General features: G+C 73.3%; 12 protein-coding genes, 1 tRNA gene and 1 pseudogene. 10 read left to right on the top strand and 4 right to left on the bottom strand.

What is annotated here, in order from left to right:
• The first annotated feature begins 609 nt into the window (after positions 1–609).
• The 4 genes from EV190_RS14100 to EV190_RS14085 all read left to right on the top strand — a co-directional run bounded on the left by EV190_RS14100 (position 610) and on the right by EV190_RS14085 (position 5192).
• Positions 610–2556, top strand: a complete 1947-nt coding sequence (locus EV190_RS14100) for a SpoIIE family protein phosphatase (RefSeq protein WP_133742011.1) — start codon at positions 610–612, stop codon at positions 2554–2556.
• A 3-nt stretch (positions 2557–2559) separates the two neighbouring features.
• Positions 2560–3192 carry a phosphatase PAP2 family protein gene (locus EV190_RS14095; RefSeq protein WP_133742010.1) on the top strand — a complete coding sequence of 211 codons (633 nt, stop codon included), beginning with the start codon at positions 2560–2562 and terminating at the stop codon, positions 3190–3192.
• 106 nt (positions 3193–3298) lie between these two features.
• Positions 3299–4627 (top strand): replication-associated recombination protein A, encoded by a 1329-nt coding sequence (locus tag EV190_RS14090; RefSeq protein WP_133742009.1) that lies wholly within the window; start codon positions 3299–3301, stop codon positions 4625–4627.
• Between the two features lie 163 nt (positions 4628–4790).
• Entirely contained in the window at positions 4791–5192 is a 402-nt protein-coding gene (locus EV190_RS14085) for a spore-associated protein A (RefSeq protein ID WP_133742008.1), read from the top strand.
• A gap of 924 nt (positions 5193–6116) precedes the next feature.
• Here the strand turns inward: EV190_RS14085 and EV190_RS24570 are convergent.
• Positions 6117–6761, bottom strand: a pseudogene (locus tag EV190_RS24570) (serine/threonine-protein kinase); the annotation flags it as partial.
• A gap of 820 nt (positions 6762–7581) precedes the next feature.
• On the opposite strand from EV190_RS24570, the gene EV190_RS14075 reads away from it, so the two are divergent.
• Genes EV190_RS14075 through EV190_RS14055 form a run of 5 tightly spaced genes read left to right on the top strand, consistent with a single transcriptional unit; the run spans position 7582 to position 14736 of the window.
• Positions 7582–8691: a hypothetical protein gene (locus tag EV190_RS14075; protein ID WP_133742007.1), complete on the top strand. Its 1110-nt coding sequence runs from the start codon at positions 7582–7584 to the stop codon at positions 8689–8691.
• The gene (locus tag EV190_RS14070) at positions 8691–10199 is read left to right on the top strand and encodes a hypothetical protein (protein ID WP_133742006.1); all 1509 of its coding nucleotides are present in this window, start codon (positions 8691–8693) and stop codon (positions 10197–10199) included. Before EV190_RS14075 ends, EV190_RS14070 begins: the two co-directional genes overlap by 1 nt.
• Positions 10196–12991 carry a hypothetical protein gene (locus EV190_RS14065; RefSeq protein ID WP_133742005.1) on the top strand — a complete coding sequence of 932 codons (2796 nt, stop codon included), beginning with the start codon at positions 10196–10198 and terminating at the stop codon, positions 12989–12991. Before EV190_RS14070 ends, EV190_RS14065 begins: the two co-directional genes overlap by 4 nt.
• Positions 12992–14212 carry a hypothetical protein gene (locus EV190_RS14060; protein ID WP_243742571.1) on the top strand — a complete coding sequence of 407 codons (1221 nt, stop codon included), beginning with the start codon at positions 12992–12994 and terminating at the stop codon, positions 14210–14212. It abuts the gene before it with no gap.
• Positions 14203–14736, top strand: coding sequence for a hypothetical protein (locus tag EV190_RS14055; RefSeq protein ID WP_133742004.1), 534 nt, complete (start codon positions 14203–14205; stop codon positions 14734–14736). Before EV190_RS14060 ends, EV190_RS14055 begins: the two co-directional genes overlap by 10 nt.
• Before the next feature lie 450 nt (positions 14737–15186).
• Here the strand turns inward: EV190_RS14055 and EV190_RS14050 are convergent, their stop codons facing one another.
• Both EV190_RS14050 and EV190_RS14045 read right to left on the bottom strand, forming a co-directional pair.
• Positions 15187–15684 (bottom strand): hypothetical protein, encoded by a 498-nt coding sequence (locus tag EV190_RS14050; protein WP_133742003.1) that lies wholly within the window; start codon positions 15682–15684, stop codon positions 15187–15189.
• A 41-nt stretch (positions 15685–15725) separates the two neighbouring features.
• Positions 15726–16040 carry a hypothetical protein gene (locus tag EV190_RS14045; RefSeq protein ID WP_133742002.1) on the bottom strand — a complete coding sequence of 105 codons (315 nt, stop codon included), beginning with the start codon at positions 16038–16040 and terminating at the stop codon, positions 15726–15728.
• Positions 16041–16226: 186 nt separating this feature from the next.
• Here EV190_RS14045 and EV190_RS14040 point away from each other — a divergent pair.
• Positions 16227–16299, top strand: a tRNA-Asn gene (locus EV190_RS14040).
• Between the two features lie 230 nt (positions 16300–16529).
• Here EV190_RS14040 and EV190_RS14035 read toward each other — a convergent pair.
• A complete protein-coding gene (locus EV190_RS14035; protein WP_133742001.1) occupies positions 16530–17609 on the bottom strand; it encodes a DNA alkylation repair protein in 1080 nt (359 codons plus the stop codon).
• Positions 17610–17742: the final 133 nt, after the last annotated feature.

The following is a 17742-nucleotide window of genomic DNA, read 5'->3' as shown; positions in this document are numbered from 1 at the left end:
CGGTGACGTTGCCGGACTGGGCCATCCGTTCTAGGAACCGTTCCCGCAGCCGGGCTAGTTCTTGCTTGGAAAACGACACGGTGGTCGCAACCTCGCCAGAGTCAGGGTGTTGCGACCACCGTTAGAACCCAAGTACGAGCCGGCGGGGGTCTTCACGCGTTCGGGGGAGCCGCCCTCCTCGGGCCGGAGCGCCCGGCGCGGAGGGAGGCGGGCGCGGGGCCGAACCGCTAGAGTTGGATCTTGTGTGCCGGATTCTCGACGGCGCCGAGCAATGCAGAGGTCAAGGGAACGACAAGAATCGGCCGACCGGAGCGGATCGTCCGTAAGGGGCTTCCCAAGATTGACCGATTTCTTCTTCCTTTGCGGTGGATTGTCCGGCGGTACTGTCGGACGGTGTGAAAGACCACCTCTTCCAGACGATGACCTGTGTAAAGGGGTGGTTACGTCGTTAAAGTAGGCTGAATCGGATGTTCGTTGGGGAAGGCCCGTGGGCGCGGGTGGGACATTCGCGACGACACAGGGATGATCTATTACGTGAACGGCTCAACCGGCACAACTGACGGCTTCGCCGGTTCCGGAGGACTGACCGGTGCCGCTTTTGCTGCGGAAATGGGTGATCCGTCCGGTGCGGCGTTCCACCATGCGCCGGCGGCGATGCTCGTGGCCGACCAAGCCGGAGCGGTCGTGCTGGTCAACAAGGCCTTCACCGACTTTCTGGGGTACGCGCCCGACAAGGTGAAAGGGCGCCCCTGGCCGGAGCTGTTCGAGGCCGGCGACCACGGGCGGGCCTGGGCGCAGCACCGGACGTCACTGCGCGGAGCCTCCGAGCGCTCCCCCGACCTGGTGATCCGCACGGCCGACGGCGGGACGTGCCGCGCCACGGTCAGGGCGCGCGCGCTGTCGTCGGACGGCGCTGAGGGCGCGGGCGGCGTCGTCGTCCAGCTGTCCGGCATCGGAAGGGACGAGGAGACGCTGCGCATCGTCACCGAACTGCGGCTGCGCGACGCCGACACCGCCATGTGGATCCTGGACCTGGCCAGCGGGGAGCTGGAGGAGATCTTCGGCCCCTCCCCGCTGGGGCGGATGCTCGTCGGGGACGCCCGCACCCTGGAGGAGTGCCTGGCGCGGGTGCACCGGGACGACATCGCCCGGCTGCGCGACGCCATGGAGGCCTCCTACCAGGGGCGCGACTACGAACAGCGCTTCCGGATGTTCGACCAGGTGGGTGACGAGCGCTGGCTGTACGCGCGCGGCTCCTACATGGGCGGGGAGCGCCCCCGGATCGTCGGCATCGTCGACGACATGACCGAGCACGTCCAGCTGGTCCGGCGCCTGGCGGACCGCCGCCGCATCGAGGCGGCGCAGGGGCGGCAGGTCAACGAGCTGGCCGCCAAGCTCGTCTCCGCCACCACGGTGCAGGAGGTCACCGGCCTGCTCAGCGAGGAGTTCATGCCGATCTTCGGCGGAGACGGCGCGCGCGTCATGCTGCTGGACGAGGACGACCTGGTGAACCACCCCTCGGGAACCGGGGACGCGTCCGACAGGTGGCTGGAGGGCCCCGATCACAGGGACGCGTCGTTCCCCGCCGGAGCGGTCCTGCAGGACCGCCAGCCCCGCTTCTTCGAGAGCCGCGCCGAGGTCCTGGAGCGGTTCCCGGCCGTCGAGGAGGCCCTGCACCACACGGGGAGCCACTCCTGGGCGTTCGTGCCGATCTTCGGCGACACCAAGGTCGCCCTGGGCGTGTGGGCGGTGGCCTGGACCCAGCCGCACCACGCCACCCCCGACGAGCGCGCGCTCATGCTGACCCTGGCCGGACTGGCGGGGCAGGCGCTGCAGCGTGTCAACCGCCAGCAGGCCGAACTGGAGCTCGCGGACGCCCTGCAGAAGCGCATGCTGCCGCCGCAGCCGCCGGACTTCCCCGAACTCGACGTGGCGGTGCGCTACCTGCCCGCGCGCGCCGGGTGGCGGGTGTGCGGCGACTTCTACGACGCCATCCGGCTGCCCGGAAGGCGCATCGGCCTGGTCGTGGGGGACGTGCAGGGGCACGGGGTGGAGGCCGCCGCCGCGATGGGGCAGATCCGGATGGCCTTCCGGGCCTACGTCAGCAACCAGAGCGACCCGGGGGCGGTCGTGGCCGAGACCAACCGGCTGCTCGCCGAGACCGGCGAGATCGCCTTCGCCACCTGCGGCTACCTCGTACTCGACCTGGACCTGGGGCAGCTTCAGGCGGCCTGGGCGGGGCAGCCCCCCGTGGTGCTCGCCACCGAGTCGGGCTTCGAGGTGTGGGCGCCCGAGACCGGCCCTCCCCTCGGGGTGGACCCGGAGGCCAAGTACCCGGTCAGCAGTCACCGCCTGGACCCCGAGAGCACGCTCCTGATCTGCTCGGACGGGCTCGTGGAGAGTTCGGGGGTGCTCATGGACGACGGCCTGGCCGCGGTCGGCCGGGAACTGAGCGCGAAGGCCCGCGACGTGCAGGGGGCGGCCTCGTCCCTGGCCGAGCTCGTCCCCGCCGGGCGGGGCGACGACATCGCGATCCTCATCGCCCGGATGCGCTGACCGATGCCCAGGGGGGTCGGGTGGGGTTCCGTCGGGCTGCTGGCCGCCTTCGCGGCGATGACCACGCCGCTCGCCTTCGGTATCGCCGTCCCGCTCCTCAAAGGGCTGGACACCGCGCTCACCGAGGCCGTCGCGGGCGAGAGGACCCCGTTCCTGACCGCGGTGGCGACCTTCTGCCACGTCATCGGGGGGTGGCCGTGGGGAGGTCTCCTGCTGGCCGGGCTGGTGGTCCCGCTGCTGCTGCGGCGGCGGTGGGAACCGGCGCTGCTGGTCGTGTGCGCCTGGGCCGTCACGTCCCTGGCCGCGGTCCCGGCGGCCAAGGCGCTGCTGGGCCGCGCCCGCCCGCTCGACCCGCTGGTGCTGGAGACGTCGCCCTCCTACCCCTCCGGGCACGCGGCGTTCGCCGGGGCCCTGGCGGCGGCGGCCGTCGCCGTCTCCCCGGGCCGCGCGCGGGTCTGGACGGTGCCGGCCGCGGTGGCGTTCACCGCGTTGATGGCGTGGAGCCGGATGTATCTGGGGGCGCACTGGTTCTCGGACACGGTCGGCGGAGCGCTGCTGGGGTGGGGAGTGGGTCTGCTCGTCTGGGGCGCGGTGCTGCTGCCGCGCCCCTCGTTCCGGTTCCGTCGACGGTCCTGACGCCAGCGCCCTGGAACCCGCGGTCCCAGGGCGCTGACGTCAGGACCGTCGGGAGTGGCGCCAACGTTGAATCCGGTGACCGGACCTCGGTCAGTAGGCTTGGACCGTGTCCGAAACACTGTTCGACGATGCCGGGGCCGAAGCCCAGCGCTCCGAGGAGCCGCTCGCGGTGCGCATGCGGCCGCGCACCCTGGACGAGGTGGTCGGCCAGCGGCACCTGCTCGGCGAGGGCAGCCCGCTGCGCCGCCTGGTCGAGGACGACGCGCCCATGTCGCTGCTGCTGTGGGGACCGCCGGGGACCGGGAAGACCACGCTGGCGACGGTGGTCAGCCGGGTCACCAAGCGGCGGTTCGTCGAGCTCTCGGCGGTGACCGCCGGGGTCAAGGACATCCGCGCGGTGGTGGACACCGCCCGCCGGGAGATGGGGATGCGCGGCACCCGCACGCTGCTGTTCGTGGACGAGGTGCACCGCTTCAGCAAGACCCAGCAGGACGCGCTGCTGCCGTCGGTGGAGAACCGCTGGGTGAGCTTCATCGGCGCGACCACCGAGAACCCGTTCTTCTCGGTCATCAGCCCGCTGCTGTCCCGCTCGCTGCTGCTCACCCTGGAGTCGCACACCGAGGAGGACGTCCGCACCGTCGTGGAGCGCGCGCTCACCGACGAGCGCGGCCTCAAGGGGCGCCACACCCTCGCCGAGGAGGCCCTCGCGCATCTGACCCGGCTGGCCGGGGGCGACGCGCGGCGCTCGCTCACCTACCTGGAGGCCGCGGCCCTGGTCGCGGGGGGCCGGGACGAGATCACCGTGGCCGACGTCGAGCGCGCGGTGGACCGGCACGCGGTGCGCTACGACCGGTCCGGCGACCAGCACTACGACGTGGTCAGCGCGTTCATCAAGAGCATGCGCGGCAGCGACGTGGACGCGGCGCTGCACTACCTGGCCCGGATGATCGAGGCGGGCGAGGACCCGCGCTTCATCGCCCGCCGCGTCGTCGTGCACGCCAGCGAGGACGTCGGCATGGCCGACCCCAGCGCGCTGCAGGCGGCGATCGCCGCGGCCCAGGCCGTCGAGCTGATCGGCCTGCCCGAGGCCCGCATCAACCTGGCCCAGGCCGTCATCCACATCGCGCTCGCCCCGAAGTCCAACTCGGTGGTCTCGGCGATCGACGCGGCGATGCGGGACGTGCGCGCGGGCCGGGTCGGCTCGGTCCCGCCGCACCTGCGCGACGGCCACTACAAGGGGGCGGCCGAACTCGGCCACGGCGAGGAGTACCGCTACCCGCACGACCACCCCGGCGGGGTCGTCGCCCAGCAGTACGCCCCCGACGCCCTGGCCGGAGCGCAGTACTACCGGCCCACCACGCACGGCGCCGAGCGCCGGTTCGCCGAGGTGTTGGAGCGCATCAAGGGCGTCCTGCGCGGCGGACCGCCCCGCTAGTCGGTGATCTCGACCTTTCCGGGGTCTCGATCACCTCTGAGACCCCGGAAAGGTCGAGATCACCGGGGAGGGCGCCAAGAAACGGACGCTAGCATGCCCGTATCCGTATCCGTATCCACGGCCGTGCCCGTCCGCGGCGTCCCACGATGACAGGAACCCCTCCATGATCAAGAAGCTGGCCGGGTCGGGGCTGGCCGCGGCGGTGCTCCTCGCGGGGTCGGCGGTGGCGGCCGCCCCCGCCTCGGCGGCCTCCTACAACGGCGTCTGCGGACAGGGCTACTCCGTCGTGAACTCCGCGCCCATCGGCTCCGCGGGCACGGTGTACCTGACCTACAGCTCCTCCACCCGCAAGAACTGCGTGGTCACCGTGCTGAGCGACCAGGGCACCCGGGTGCGCGCCGAGGCGGGGCTGAAGAAGGACACGTCCACCGCGTGGACGACCGACGCGGGGGACTTCGCCCAGTACGCCGGACCGGTCTACCTGTCGGCGCCGGGCGAGTGCGTCGACTGGGGCGGCCTCATCGGCACCCAGTGGGTGGTCCGCACCGGCACCAACTGCGGCTGACCGGCGCGGCCCCGGCCGGCGGGCGACCGGTCAGGCCCAGGGCGGGGCCGCGCCGTCGGCGCCGGCGCGGTGCCGCTCCACGACCCGGGTGATCCGGGCGGTCCCGTCGTCGCCGACGGTGTAGGTGACCTCGGCGAGGATCTCCGCCCGCGCGTGGCCCGACAGGTGGTCCACCAGGGCCTGGGGCGTGGAGGGGACGGTCCCCGCGGCGCCGTCGCTCACCGCGCCGCCCCGGTCCTGGCAGAAGCTCCACGCGCACAGCACCTCGGCGCCGTCCGCGAGCACCCCCCACCGCGCCGACCCGCCCTGCGGCGCGAAGCCCACGACGAGGGACCCCGACGGCCGCCCGCTTCCGGGCTGCGAGGTCGGACCCAGCACCGCCGTCCCGGTGAGCGACTCGGCGGAGCCCCCGCCGGACCCGGGGGCCTCCCGGCCGCCGTTCTCCTCCGCCTCCTCCGGCTCCCCGCCGGGGCTCGCGGACGCCTCCGGGCTCGGCGGGGCGTCCTTTCCGTCCTCCCCGTCGGCGCCGTCCCGCCCGTCGCTCCCCGCCGGCCCCGCGGCCTGCTGGTCGGGGGCCGTCCCGGAGGCCAGGGCCGGGATCCACGACCACAGCGGGCTGTCCGCGCCCGAGGCCACGGCGGCGGTTCCCAGCGCCACCACCAGCGCGACCGCGGCCACGGCCGACGCCGCCACGGTCAGAGCGCGGAACCGGCGGTTCCGGCGCGTCTCGAGGGCGAACGCGACCCCCGACGGCGCCTCGACGCCGGTCCAGTTGTCGTCCAGCACCTGGGAGAGCACGTGGGTGGCCTCCGAGGCGTTGGAGACGCTGGGCGCGAACCGCTGCCCGACAGCGGCGATCCCGGTCAGCAGCCGCGCGGCCGTCGGGCGCTTCGAGGCGTCCTTGTCGAGCGCGGCGCGGGCCAGGTCCGCGAGCGGACCGGTGAACCCGTCCAGGTCGGGTTCCTCGTGGACGACCCGGTAGCCGATCGCGTCGGGAGAGCCCTTGCCGAACGGCGGGCGCCCGGTGGCCGCGTAGGCGACGAGGCCGCCCCAGGCGAAGACGTCGTCGGCGAACGTCGCGGGCGCGCCCCGGTAGTGGTCGGGGCTGATCCAGCCGGGGGAGCCGATGACGCTCCCGGTGCGGGTGAGCGCGGTCTCGTCCACGGCGCGGGCGATGCCGAAGTCGAGCACGCGCGGCCCGTTGGGGGACAGGATCACGTTGGCGGGCTTGAGGTCGCGGTGCGCGATCCCGGCCTCGTGGATGCGCGTGAGCGCCTCGGCGACCCCGGCGGCCAGCCCGCGCAGCAGGGGCTCGCGGATCGGCCCGTGCCTGCGGACGTAGCCGCCGAGCGTGGAGCCGGAGACGAACGGGGTGGCCAGCCAGGGCCGGGCGGCCTGCGGGTCCGCGCCCAGCAGGGGGACCGCGCACGCTCCGCCGACCCGGCCGAGCAGGTCGACCTCGCGGGCGAACCGCGCCCGGAACTCGGGGTCGGCCGCGTACTCGGCGTGGACGACCTTGACCGCCACCACGCCCCCGTGCGCGTCCACCCCGGCGTAGACGACCCCCATCCCGCCCGCGCCGAGCCGCTTGAGCAGCCGGTACGAGCCGATCTGGGACGGGTCCTCGGGGGTCAGGTCCGTCGCGGTGGAGGGCAGCACGATCGGCGGGGTGTTCGTGGTCTTCACGGCAGGAAACCCGGATTCCGTTTGCTCGCTGACATTTCGGCCGATTTGGGACGGCTCGACGATCCTAGCCCCGGGCTTCCGCGGAGGTGGGGGCCGACCATGGCCCGTGGACGGGGAAAGCGCCTCTGACTTGGAACGACAAGGGTTGTCGAAGCTCTCGTCCCCACACGGGGCAGAAGCACGTCCCGCGTGGGGCCTCCCCGGTTCTCGCACGTCCGCGGGCCGGGCCCGGGAGGCCGCGGCCTCCCGTCCGTGGCCCGTGCCCCCCGGCGGCCCGCCCGGACGCATCGGGCCGTCGCCGTGTCCGCGGCCGCGCCCCCGCCGTTGCCTCAAGCGGAAACACCCCCACCGGCGGACGAACAGGCCATTATGAAAGAACGAGGTCAAGGGCGGCAGCGGAATCCCTATCGGTTCCGCCCGGGATGAACTCCCGGTGTTGCGGACCGGCATTTAGTGGGACCGGCCAACCGATATAATCGGCATTCGACGCATCCAGCGCGTGTCGCGTCCATTGCGCCGCGTACCGGATTCCAGGGAAATATGAACAACTTCCCTCGATTTTCACCACAGACCCCAGTAAGTGCCTCAAAAGTGAGGGTGACCGGATTTTGGGCGCGCCATTACGGTGCTTCGGCGAGGAAATATCAAGACAGTTGGCATGGGTGATCCGTGACCGGGCGTGGGATGGGGCGGGAAGCACTGGATGACCGAGTACGACATGGGGCGCGGCACCGGTCCGCAGCAGACGGACGGCTTCTTCCACTACTCCTTCCAGCGGGTCGCCGGAAAGCACGTGGGCGAGTACACCCAGATCCACGTCAAGGCCGTCGACCACCGGGCCTCCGAGCGGCTGGCCGAAGAGGCCCGGCGCACCCAGGAGATCACCAACGAGCTCAAGAGCCGCGACGACCGGGCCAAGCCCCCGAGAACCCTGGCCAGGTACGTCAGGTTCCGTGAGGACACCGGCGGCCACGGGACGCCGGTGCTCGTCCTGGGCGCGCACGGGATCAGGGAGAGCGGCCGCTTCCTCGAGACCGCCGTCCAGGAGGACGAGGTCACCCTCCCGCTGTCCGCGAAGCAGGTGCGCGAACTCGGTATCAACCTGTACGAGGCGCTGACCGTGCTGCACGGGATCGGCTACGCGCACGGCGAGGTCGGCGCGCAGAACCTGCTCTGGGACGAGCACAACGCGGTACTGGCGCGCTGCCACGCGGCGGAGCGGGACCACAGCGGGACGGAGCGGGGCAAGGACGTCGCCGAGGCGGCCCGGCTCCTGCACTACGTCGCCACCGGGTCCCCGATCGAGGCGGGCACCCCGCTGAGCCCGCAGGCGCAGCGGGACCTGGAGGCGTGCATCCGGGGCCTGGGCTCCGTCGTCGCCCGGGCGCTGGCCCCGCCGCGTGAGCGCATCGACGCGGCGGACGCGTACCGGTGGCTGCGCGACCTCGCCGTGGGCCACGAGGACGAGCCCGGCGGGCGGGCCCCCCGCGCCGAGATCGCCGACACCGCCGCCGAGCGCAGGGAGCGCGAGGCGTTCCGGGAGATCCGCAACAGGCACCGCGCCCAGCGGCGCGCGCGCTACCCCGAACAGGTCGCCCCGCCCCCGCCCCGCGTCCAGCCGCCGCTCCCCGGCGGGGACTTCCTGCCGCGCCGTTCGCTGTGGCGGGTCTTCTGGAACGAGGGGATCGGCGCGGCCGCGCGCGAGGTCCTCACCCGGTTCATGGGCATGCGGCCCGGACCGCGGGCACTGACCGTGTTCGGGGTGGCCGGGGCCGTGGCCGTCCTCGTCCTGCTGCTGGGAGGAACGCTCTGATGGCTCCGACGAACCGCGCCGGGCACCTGCCCGATCGGGTGGTCTGCCCCTACTGCCGCGCCGGCATCGACCCGGCCAGGGTCTCGATCGTCGTCCGCGACGCCCGCACCGGCCGGGTCGTGCGCGACGTCACCGCGAAGATGCGCGCGAGCGGACCGCAGGGGGTGGAGCCCGCCGAACTCGGACACACCTACCTCGTCTGCGAGCGCGCGGCCCGGATCGACGTCGGCGCGTCCGCTCCGGCGGCCGACGACGGCTGGGAGAACGACGACGACTGGACCACCAGGGAGGCGTCCGACACCTTCGCGTCGGACACGACGACCGTCGCGGGCGACGCGACCGTGTCGGTCTTCGCCATGCCCCCGGCCTCACCGGTCGACGACGACGAGGACGAGTGGGACCTCGACACCGGGGCGAGGGCGGCGCCGAACCCCGCCCAGGCAGTGCCCGCGGAGACCGAGGACGACGGCGAAAGGCTCCCCGAACCGCACTACGTCCCCTACCAGTACTGCCAACTGCCCGACCCGCTCAACATCGGCCTCGTCGGCACCTCCGCGTCGGGCAAGTCGCACCTGCTGGCGGCGATGCTGCACCGGCTCGGGGAGGAGACGCAGGAGCTGGCCCGGCTCGGCATCCACGTGCAGCCCTTCGCCGAGATGTGGGACCGCTACGTGCAGCGCGAGGACGTGGCCGGGTTCCTGTCCCCCGCCCGGCGCACCGTCATCGAGCGGACCCCGCGCCGCGACCCGGTCGAGTTCCGCATGGCCTACGTCGTCATCAGCACCTGGGGCGGGGTCCAGCGCAGCCGGGTGGTCAGCTTCTTCGACGTGGCCGGGGAGCTTTTCGACGACACCACCGCGCAGGCCCGGCTCCAGTTCATCTACGGCCTGGACGCCTACCTCTTCGTCGGGGACGGCAACTCGCTGTACGGCTGGGACGGGAAGCGCCACGGCCTGCGCAACCCCTCGGGCTTCGACACGGTGCTGAACAAGGTCAACCAGTACGAGTTCCAGCAGGCCCAGGGGGAGGGGCGGCACCCCGACATCCCGCTCCCCAAACCCGCCGCCATCGTCATGGCCAAGGCGGACCTCCAGCTCTCCCAGGGCGAGCGCTGGGTCGCCAAGTGGCTGGAGTGCGACGACGAGTTCAACCTCGCGACGGTCGACGAGGAGAGCGAGGACGTCTACGTCTACTGCGCGACCAATGGCGCCCGGTCGTGGCTGCGCCCGGTCGTGGACTGCGAGGACGTCACCCTGCACTTCGCCTCGGCGACCGGGTGCGACATGCAGACGCGGACCCGCCGGGACGCGAAGGGCGAGCCGCTCCTGGACCTCAACGGCGAGGAGATCCAGGAGGGCTACTACAACAGGAACCAGTTCCGCCACATGCGGGTGCTGCGCCCGCTACTCTCCCTCCTGGCGATGGCGGGGGTCGTCGACCCCAACGAGATCGGCCACGCCCATGTGCGGGGCGTGCGCAGACCGCCGGTACGAAAGGTGTCCGGGTGAGCGGTACCGACCAGGAGCGGGAGACGCGGCTCCACCAGATCGTGTTCCGGTGGACCGATCACCACCTGTTGGGCGGCCGGGGCATCGGCCCTGTGGGCACCTCCCTGGACGAGCGCGGACTCGCCGAGTGGAGCGCCCTGCTGGACAACGGGGACCTGGTCAGCCTGGTCCGCCGCGAGCGCCCCGCCGTCGGCCTGCTCCGGCTGCGCTCCCGGCCGGACCGGGCCGCCCTGGTCCGGGTCGACACGGTGCCCGCCTCGGTGCGGGGATCGCACCAGACGCAGGTCCTGCTGGGCCGGGCCGACGTGCTGACCGCCCGCCTGGCCCTGGAGCTGATGGGCTGGAGCGGCTGGCTGCGGGCCGAGGACGGGCCGCTGGCCGACCCCCGGCTTCCCGCGGTCGAGCCGGACGACCTGGCCGGGGAGCTGCGGACCCCCGAGCACCCCGACCCGGCCGAGGTCGCCGCCCTGGTCCGGCACGTCCTGCGCCACCCCGAGGAGAACTTCCACTTCGCGGGCGCGCGCAGCGACCCCTACGCGCTCGCCTTCGGCGTGGCCGCGGTCCTGGACGTCTCCGTCATGGTCGAGGGGGACGTCCGCGCCGCCGGGGCCCGGCCGCAGGTCGTGGTCACCGGGGAGAAGGTCAAGCTGCACGCCTCGGGGTGGAGCAAGAAGACCCCCGACCCCGCCCGGGCGCCGCTGGCCGAGCACGAGGCGGACGTCGCCGAGCTGGTGCGCACCGCGCTGGCCGCCGCTGCGGGGTCCCCGCCATTGCTGAGCGGCGACTCCATGACCTCGTGGATCGCGGACCTGCGGTTCCGCGAGCGCGGCCTGTACCAGTTCCTGATGGACGTGCTCGACGGGGACCCCGAGGCGGCCCGCCACCTCGCCGAGGCCGACACCCTGCGCTGGATGCGCGACGGCCTGGGCGGACTGGGCCTGTCCGAGCTCATCCGGCTGTGCCGGGACTGGGGCCGCTGGCACCGCGCGGACGCGCGGGCCACCGCCCTGCTGCGCGACCACGTGGTGGCCCGCGCCCTGGACTGGGAGGAGGACCGCGAGCGCGACGAGCTGTGCCACGAGGCCCGGCGGCTCTTCTCCCCTTCGACGGGGATCGTCCCCACGCCCCGGCGCGAGGCCGAGGTCAAGGCCGTGCGGTCCCGCCTCGGCGAGCTGTGGAGGGCGGCCGAGGGCGTCCGGAACGAGAGCGACGCCGTCTTGCTGCTGGCGCGGGCCCACACCCTGGCACAGTTCTCCCCGGAGGAGTTCCAGGACGTCGTCGACGGCCTGAAGGTCCCCGCCAGCACCCTCGTCGTCGCCGCGAACGCGTTCGCCGGGCGCCACGGGGCCGAGGGGTTCCGGCGCTCCGCGCTCACCGCGCTGCGCGGATACCGGGCCTCGCACGAGGAGCGGCCCGGCATCCGCGCGGCGCTCGTCGAGACGGACTTCCTGCTCGACGCGTTGCGCACGGAGGGGATGGAGGAGCGCGCGGACGTCATCGAGAACCTGCTGTTGTGCGGCTACGGGGGCCCGGAGGAGAACAAGGCCGACGGCGAGCGTCCCCGACAGCTCTACCGGGACCTGTCCGCGATCCTGCACAAGCCCGGGCTCGCGTTCGTCCTTCCGGGCGCCGCGCGCGTCATCGGAGCCCCGAGGGTCCAGCTGCGCCTGTGGCGGGGCCTGCGTGACACCCGCGCGGCACGGGAGGCCGACGTGCTGCTCGACGGCGTCGCCGAGCACGTCATGGCGGAGCTGCCCGCAAGCCCGGACCTGCGCGCCTTCAGGGAACGGCTGGCGGACCTGACCGACCTGCTGTCGGCCGACGCGCTGCCCAAGGACCGGTTCCAGCGGCTGTGCCAGGACAACGCCTACTTCCAGGAGCCGATGACCGGGTACCACCGGGGCAACTCCGGCAGGACCAGGGCCGCGGACATCATCCGGGCCTACGCGGACCTGTTCTGGCTGGCCAACGGCCATCCTCCCGACCAGGACCGCACCCGCTGCCTCCCCGATCCCGAGGTGCGCGCGCTGTTCAAGGCCCGTTCGGACGGAGGGTCTCAGTACTACCTGCTGGCCGTGATCCGGGTCTCGCGCACCGTGTTCGAGCCCACCCGGCTCTCCGAGATGCTGTGGGAGAAGGTCTCCGACCGGGCGCGGGAGAAGGTCCGCGCGGAGCCGGAGCTCGCGGCCCTGGTCGGAGAGCCCCCGCTCACGAACCGGGACCGTCGCGCCGAGACGGGGGGCGGACCCGGGCGTGGAGTGTTCCGGGCCCTGGGCTCCTTGCGCAGCAAGGAGAACGCTCCCAGCCGTGAGGACGCCCCCGGCCCCGAGAACGCCCCTGACTCGTGGTTCGCGGACTACACGGCGGGGAGCGGCGCCCCCGCTGCCGCCGCTGACAGGGACCCGAGTGCCGGTTGGGACCAGAACATGGGCCTGGAGGGCGCGGGCGCCGAGCAGGACCACCAGGGAGCCCGCTCCCCGGCCCGGACCGGCGGCACGGAGTCGGACCGGCTCGGCCCGTGGGCCCGCGAGAAGAGCTGGATGGAGAAGTCCGCCGGGGAGCAGTGGAGCGAGAACAGCAGGGGGCTGGTGATCGTCACGGTCCTGGCCGTTCTCGTGGTCGTCGTCGTCCTCGCGGCCTGGTGGATCCTCGCAGTGGTCCGCGCCCCCGTCCCCGGCCCCGCGGAACCGAGCCCGGCTCCCGCCGCGAGCCGGTCCGCGGAGTCGGACACGTCCGCCTCCCCAGCGGACGACACCAACCCCCGACCCTCCCAGAGCGAGGAGACCCCCTAGGTGAGCGTGTCAACAGGCCGCGGTCCGGCCTACGACCTGGCCGCCATCGCCGCGCGGCTCGAGGAGCACGCCCGAAGCGCCCCGCCCGCCAGCGCGCAGCTGCTGGGCGCGCTCGCCCGAGGGCTGTCCGGCGGCGGCGCCGGACTGGCGGCCACCGACCTGGCCACCGCCTACCCCCCGGAGTCGCTGCTGCCCGACCGCGTCGTGCCGCGCCCGCTGAACGGGCTGCTGTGGCTCATGCGCGCGGCCCGCGACGTGCTCATCTTCCTGCCGGTCTTCTGGACCTGGTACCAGCTGGGACGGGTGCTGCTCGCCTTCGGCTCGGCCCCGGCGGGCGCCAACTTCCTGTACGGGTGGCAGCAGGGCACCTTCGGCGGCGCGGGGTTCGACCCGCTCAGCGACACCGCCGTCTGGGTCGCGGGCTTCCTCGGCGGCGTCATCGCCCTGGCGCTGCTCGTGCACGTCGCCGAGGGGCTGGTCAACCTGTGGACCGACCGCACCCGCGAGCGCGACGAGGTCGCCCAGCTGCTGGCCCTGGCGACCTACCTGATCCCCGCCCGCTCCGAGTCGATGCGCGAGGAGGTGCGCGGGGCCAACGAGACCCTGCAGGGCGTCCGGAGCGTGGTGAACGGCCTGCGGGACGCCATGGGCGCCGCCACCGGCAGCATGTCCCGGGCCGCGGCCGACATGCGTCTGGCCGCCGACGGCATCACCGAGGCCCTGGTCGGCGACCCCCGGGAGCAGCTCGTCCAGGCGCTCGCGTTGTGGCAGAACCGGATGGAGGAGCTCGCGTCGGCGATCCGGGACGCGCGGACCCCCGCCGAACTCCTCGAGGAGGTGGGGCGGCTCACCCGCAGCGCCGTGCACGGCCAGGAGCGGATGAGCGAGCAGACCGGCCGCATGCTGGAGCTGCTGGGCGACCAGAACCGGCTGATCGAGGCGCGCAGCGACGAGGTCTCGACCTTCGCCGCCTCCGTCATGGAGCGCATCTCCCGGGCCCTGGACGACCTGGAGAAGGTCGCCGGCGGCCTGTCCAGCGCCCAGGACCGGCTCGGCGTGTTCACCGAGGAGTCGGCCCGCACCCTGGGGACGGCGTTGAACGAGTTCACCGAGATCTCCGGTGACCTGGGCTTCCTGATCAAGGACGTCCAGCGGGACGTCAACGACCGCTCGCGCGGCGCGGGGGCGGCCGTGGCCGACGGGGAGGACCGGTGGTCCTGAACCGGCGCCGGGCGCGGACCGGAACCGGCGTCCCGGCGGTCCACCTGGCCGGGTGGCTCTTCGCGGACCTGCTGCTGGTGCTGTTCCTCATCTCGCTGAGCGCGCAGAGCGTGCCAGTCCCCCCGCCGCCCCCGCCCCCGCCCCCGCCCGAACTGCTGAGCCCCGAATCCTGCGAGTTCACGGTCAGCGTCGGGTCGGGGTTCACCGTGGACGACGACGAGGTCGTGGCCGAACTGGAGCGGATCCTGACCGACCCGGACGACGGCGACTTCAACCGCGAGGACGGCCACGGGCCGCCCAGTGACAAGTGCCTGGAGCACCTGGAGGAGCGGCGCGACATCGGGTTCGTCATCGCCTTCGGCGCGAGCGACTACGCGCAGCTGAACCAGGCCAGGGAGTTCGCCGCCGACGCCACCGAGGTCGCCATCGACGGGATCCCCCAGTTCGAGAAGGCGACCTACCGGGAGCTGTGGACCGGCGGCAGCCCGGGGACCATCGAGCTGTCCCTGTTCTTCCTGGAGTAGGGAACCTCTGGCGCGGGGGTGAATTCGGGCACCGGTGTTTCGGGGGCCTTCGGCCTCACGCCACGCGGATCGCGAGGTGACGGCGGGCGGCGACGGCGGGGGCGGGTCGGGGCAGCGCCCACGACGTCCGTTTCGCGTGGTTTCCGTTGGTGATCTTGCTGTTTCCCCCCGAGAACCTTGACTTCGGGGGGAAACAGCAAGATCACCGGACATTCGAGGGCGGTTCCGCCCCCACCCGGAATGATCACGGGCTTTCCGCCCTTCCAGGCCCCGAAACGGGCAGAAAGCCCACGACCGTCAACGGACCCTTCACGCGACGGACATCATGGGCGCGGCCCCGACCCTCACCCGCCGTCGCCGCCCGCCGTGACCTCGCGATCCGCGTGGCGTGAGGCCGAAAGACCCACCCGAAGCACCGGCACGCCGAACCACCCCCGCGCCGGAGCCTCCCTAGACGCCCGTCTGCTCGCGCAGGGCGGCCAGGGCCCGGGCGGCGCGCTCGCGGATCTCGGGGGAGCCGGGGTCCACGCCCTCGTCGTAGCGGGTCCCCCAGACGACCTCCGTGCCGCCGGGAGCGCGGCGGGCGACCAGGCGGACCCCGGGGGCCCCCTCCTCAGCGGAGAGCAGCGGCACGTGCGTCGAGACCACGATGGTGGCGGTGACCCGTTCGAACACCGCCTCGGCCAGCGGGCCGGGTTCGGGGACCGCGACCGCGAGCTCGGCCTCGCCCTCGACGGTGAGCACCAGCCCCTGGTCGTCCCAGCGGGCGCGCTCGACACGCTCCCACGGAACGGCGCGCCCGTCGGGCAGGCGCAGGGAGGCGGTGGTGGCAACCACCGCCCCGTGGCCCGGGGCCGGGGCGTGCGCGATCACGCGCTCGCCCCGTCGGAGCCGGAGCCGGTCACGGAGATCGGCGGGCAGGGTGTTCCGGCGCGGCCATCGCAGCATGGTCCCACCGTAGCCCGCCCCGCCCCGCCGCGTGCGCGGGGTCAGGACCGGCCGGGGCCGCCCAGCGGGGCGCCGTCGATCTCGGTCCGGTTCAACTCGGCCTCCTCCTCGGGGGTGGGGCGGGTGAGGAAGTCCTTGACGGAGGTCACCGGGAGCTTCTCGGAGACCTTGTTGTAGACGGTCTTCCCGGCGTTGCTGACCTGGGCTCCCACGAGACCCGCGGTCTCCTGGACGGCCGGACTCTCGGCGATGCGCCGCGCGGCGCGGGCCAGCTGCTCGTACCGGGCCCGCCCGGCCCTGGTCCCGAGCACGTAACCGACGGCGAGTCCAGCGGCGAAGGTGATCCGGTAGCGCATGAGATCCTTTCGGCGTGGATGGTCGTTACCGCCCCACGCTACCGGGTGGTCACCTCGTCGGCGGGGGAACGGCACTCTCCGCCTGCCCGGTGGAACCGCCGGAAAACCTGTCACGACCACCCCGCGGAGTGCGCTAACCTATTGCATGTCGCCCAGGGGCAGAAGCCCGGGGGCGGAGACGCACGATCCCGCGTAGCTCAATTGGCAGAGCAGCCGGCTGTTAACCGGCAGGTTATTGGTTCGAGTCCAATCGCGGGAGCAGAGCAGAGGCCCCACCGGCCATCCCGGTGGGGCCTCTTTCGTCTCCCGGTCGAAGCTTCTCCCCGGTGATCTTGACCTTTTCGGGGTCTCGGAGGCGATGGAGACCCCGAAAAGGTCAAGATCACCGGGGAGAACGCCAAGAAACGGACGTCTTCCCGCGGTGCCGTGACAGGCCCCGAGGGGACCCCGCCCCGACAGAGCCCCAAACGCCCCCGCGTCGGAACCTCCCTAGACGGTCAGTTCGAACTCGGTCATGGGATGGCGGCGGCCGTTGACCTGGAGCTGGATTCCGTGGATGCCGGGGTGGTAGCGGCGGGTGCTGATGGGGCGGAACGAGTGGGCGCGGCGCAGGGAGCACTGCTCGCCCGGGGCCAGGGTGCGGGTGGTGAGTTTGAAGACCTTCGCGGTGCGCGTGCCGTTGGCCTTGACGTGGTGGACGACGTAGTCGATCGCGACGGCGGCCGTCGTCGCGCCGAGGTTGGTGACCGTCGCGGTGAAGTCGAGACTCCCGCCGACCGCGACGCGGGCCGACCCCAGGCGGGGGCCGTCGACGACGACCGGGACGTCCGCCGGGTAGCCCAGCGCCTCCAGCGCGCCGGGGTGCCCCTGCTTGACCAGGCCGCGCAGGCCGTGCCGCACCACCCGGGGCGTGTCGGCGCCGGGGGAGGCCAGCCACCAGCGGGCCGTGGCGACCGCGATGCCGGGGGAGTCGCGGCCGATGTCGTTGAGGTGGTTGGCCACCGACCTGCGCACGTACTCGGAGTCGTCCCGGTACAGGGCGTCCAGGACCGGCAGCGCCGGGCCCGGGTCGGCCATGAGCGCGGGGATGCGCGCCGCCCACGGCAGCCGGGGCCGGGTCCCCTCGCTGGCGAGGCGCCGCACGTGCGGGTCGGGGTCGGCGGTCCACCGCCGCACCACCGCGAGCGCGCGCGGCAGGTCGCTGTTGAGAAACGGCCGCACCGCGAACTCGCTGGACAGGCGCGGGGTGAGGGCGGCCAGGAGTTCCAGGGCCGGTTCGAACGCGGCCAGGCCCCGGACCGCGACGGCCTCACTGGCGGGCAGGGTCATCCACCCCCGGAACGCCCCGTCCTCCAGCGCCGAGCGCAGGACCGCCTCGAACGCCGGGTAGTCGTCGGGCAGGTCCGCGAGGACGGCGTCCCGGGCCAGGACGACGCGCTCCTTGAACCCCCGGTCCTCCAGGTCGTCGGCGCTGGCCCGCAGGGTTTCCGCGTCCGCCCCCGCCCGCTCCAGGGCGTCGGCCAGGCCGCGCACGGCGGCGGAGTCCAGCATCTCGTCTGCGGTGGGCACGCGGTCTCTCCTCGGGGCGGGGGCGGGGCGCCCAGCATGCCGTGCCGGTGTGACAGCCGTCCCGCCGCGACGCCCGGCACGTCCCGGCGTCGCCGGAGGTGATCGCCGCGCCCGCCTTCACTCGATTTGAAGA

This window comes from Actinorugispora endophytica (genome assembly GCF_004363075.1).
GTDB classification, from domain to species: Bacteria; Actinomycetota; Actinomycetes; order Streptosporangiales; family Streptosporangiaceae; genus Actinorugispora; species Actinorugispora endophytica.
This window is presented reverse-complemented; position numbering and strand designations above follow the sequence as displayed.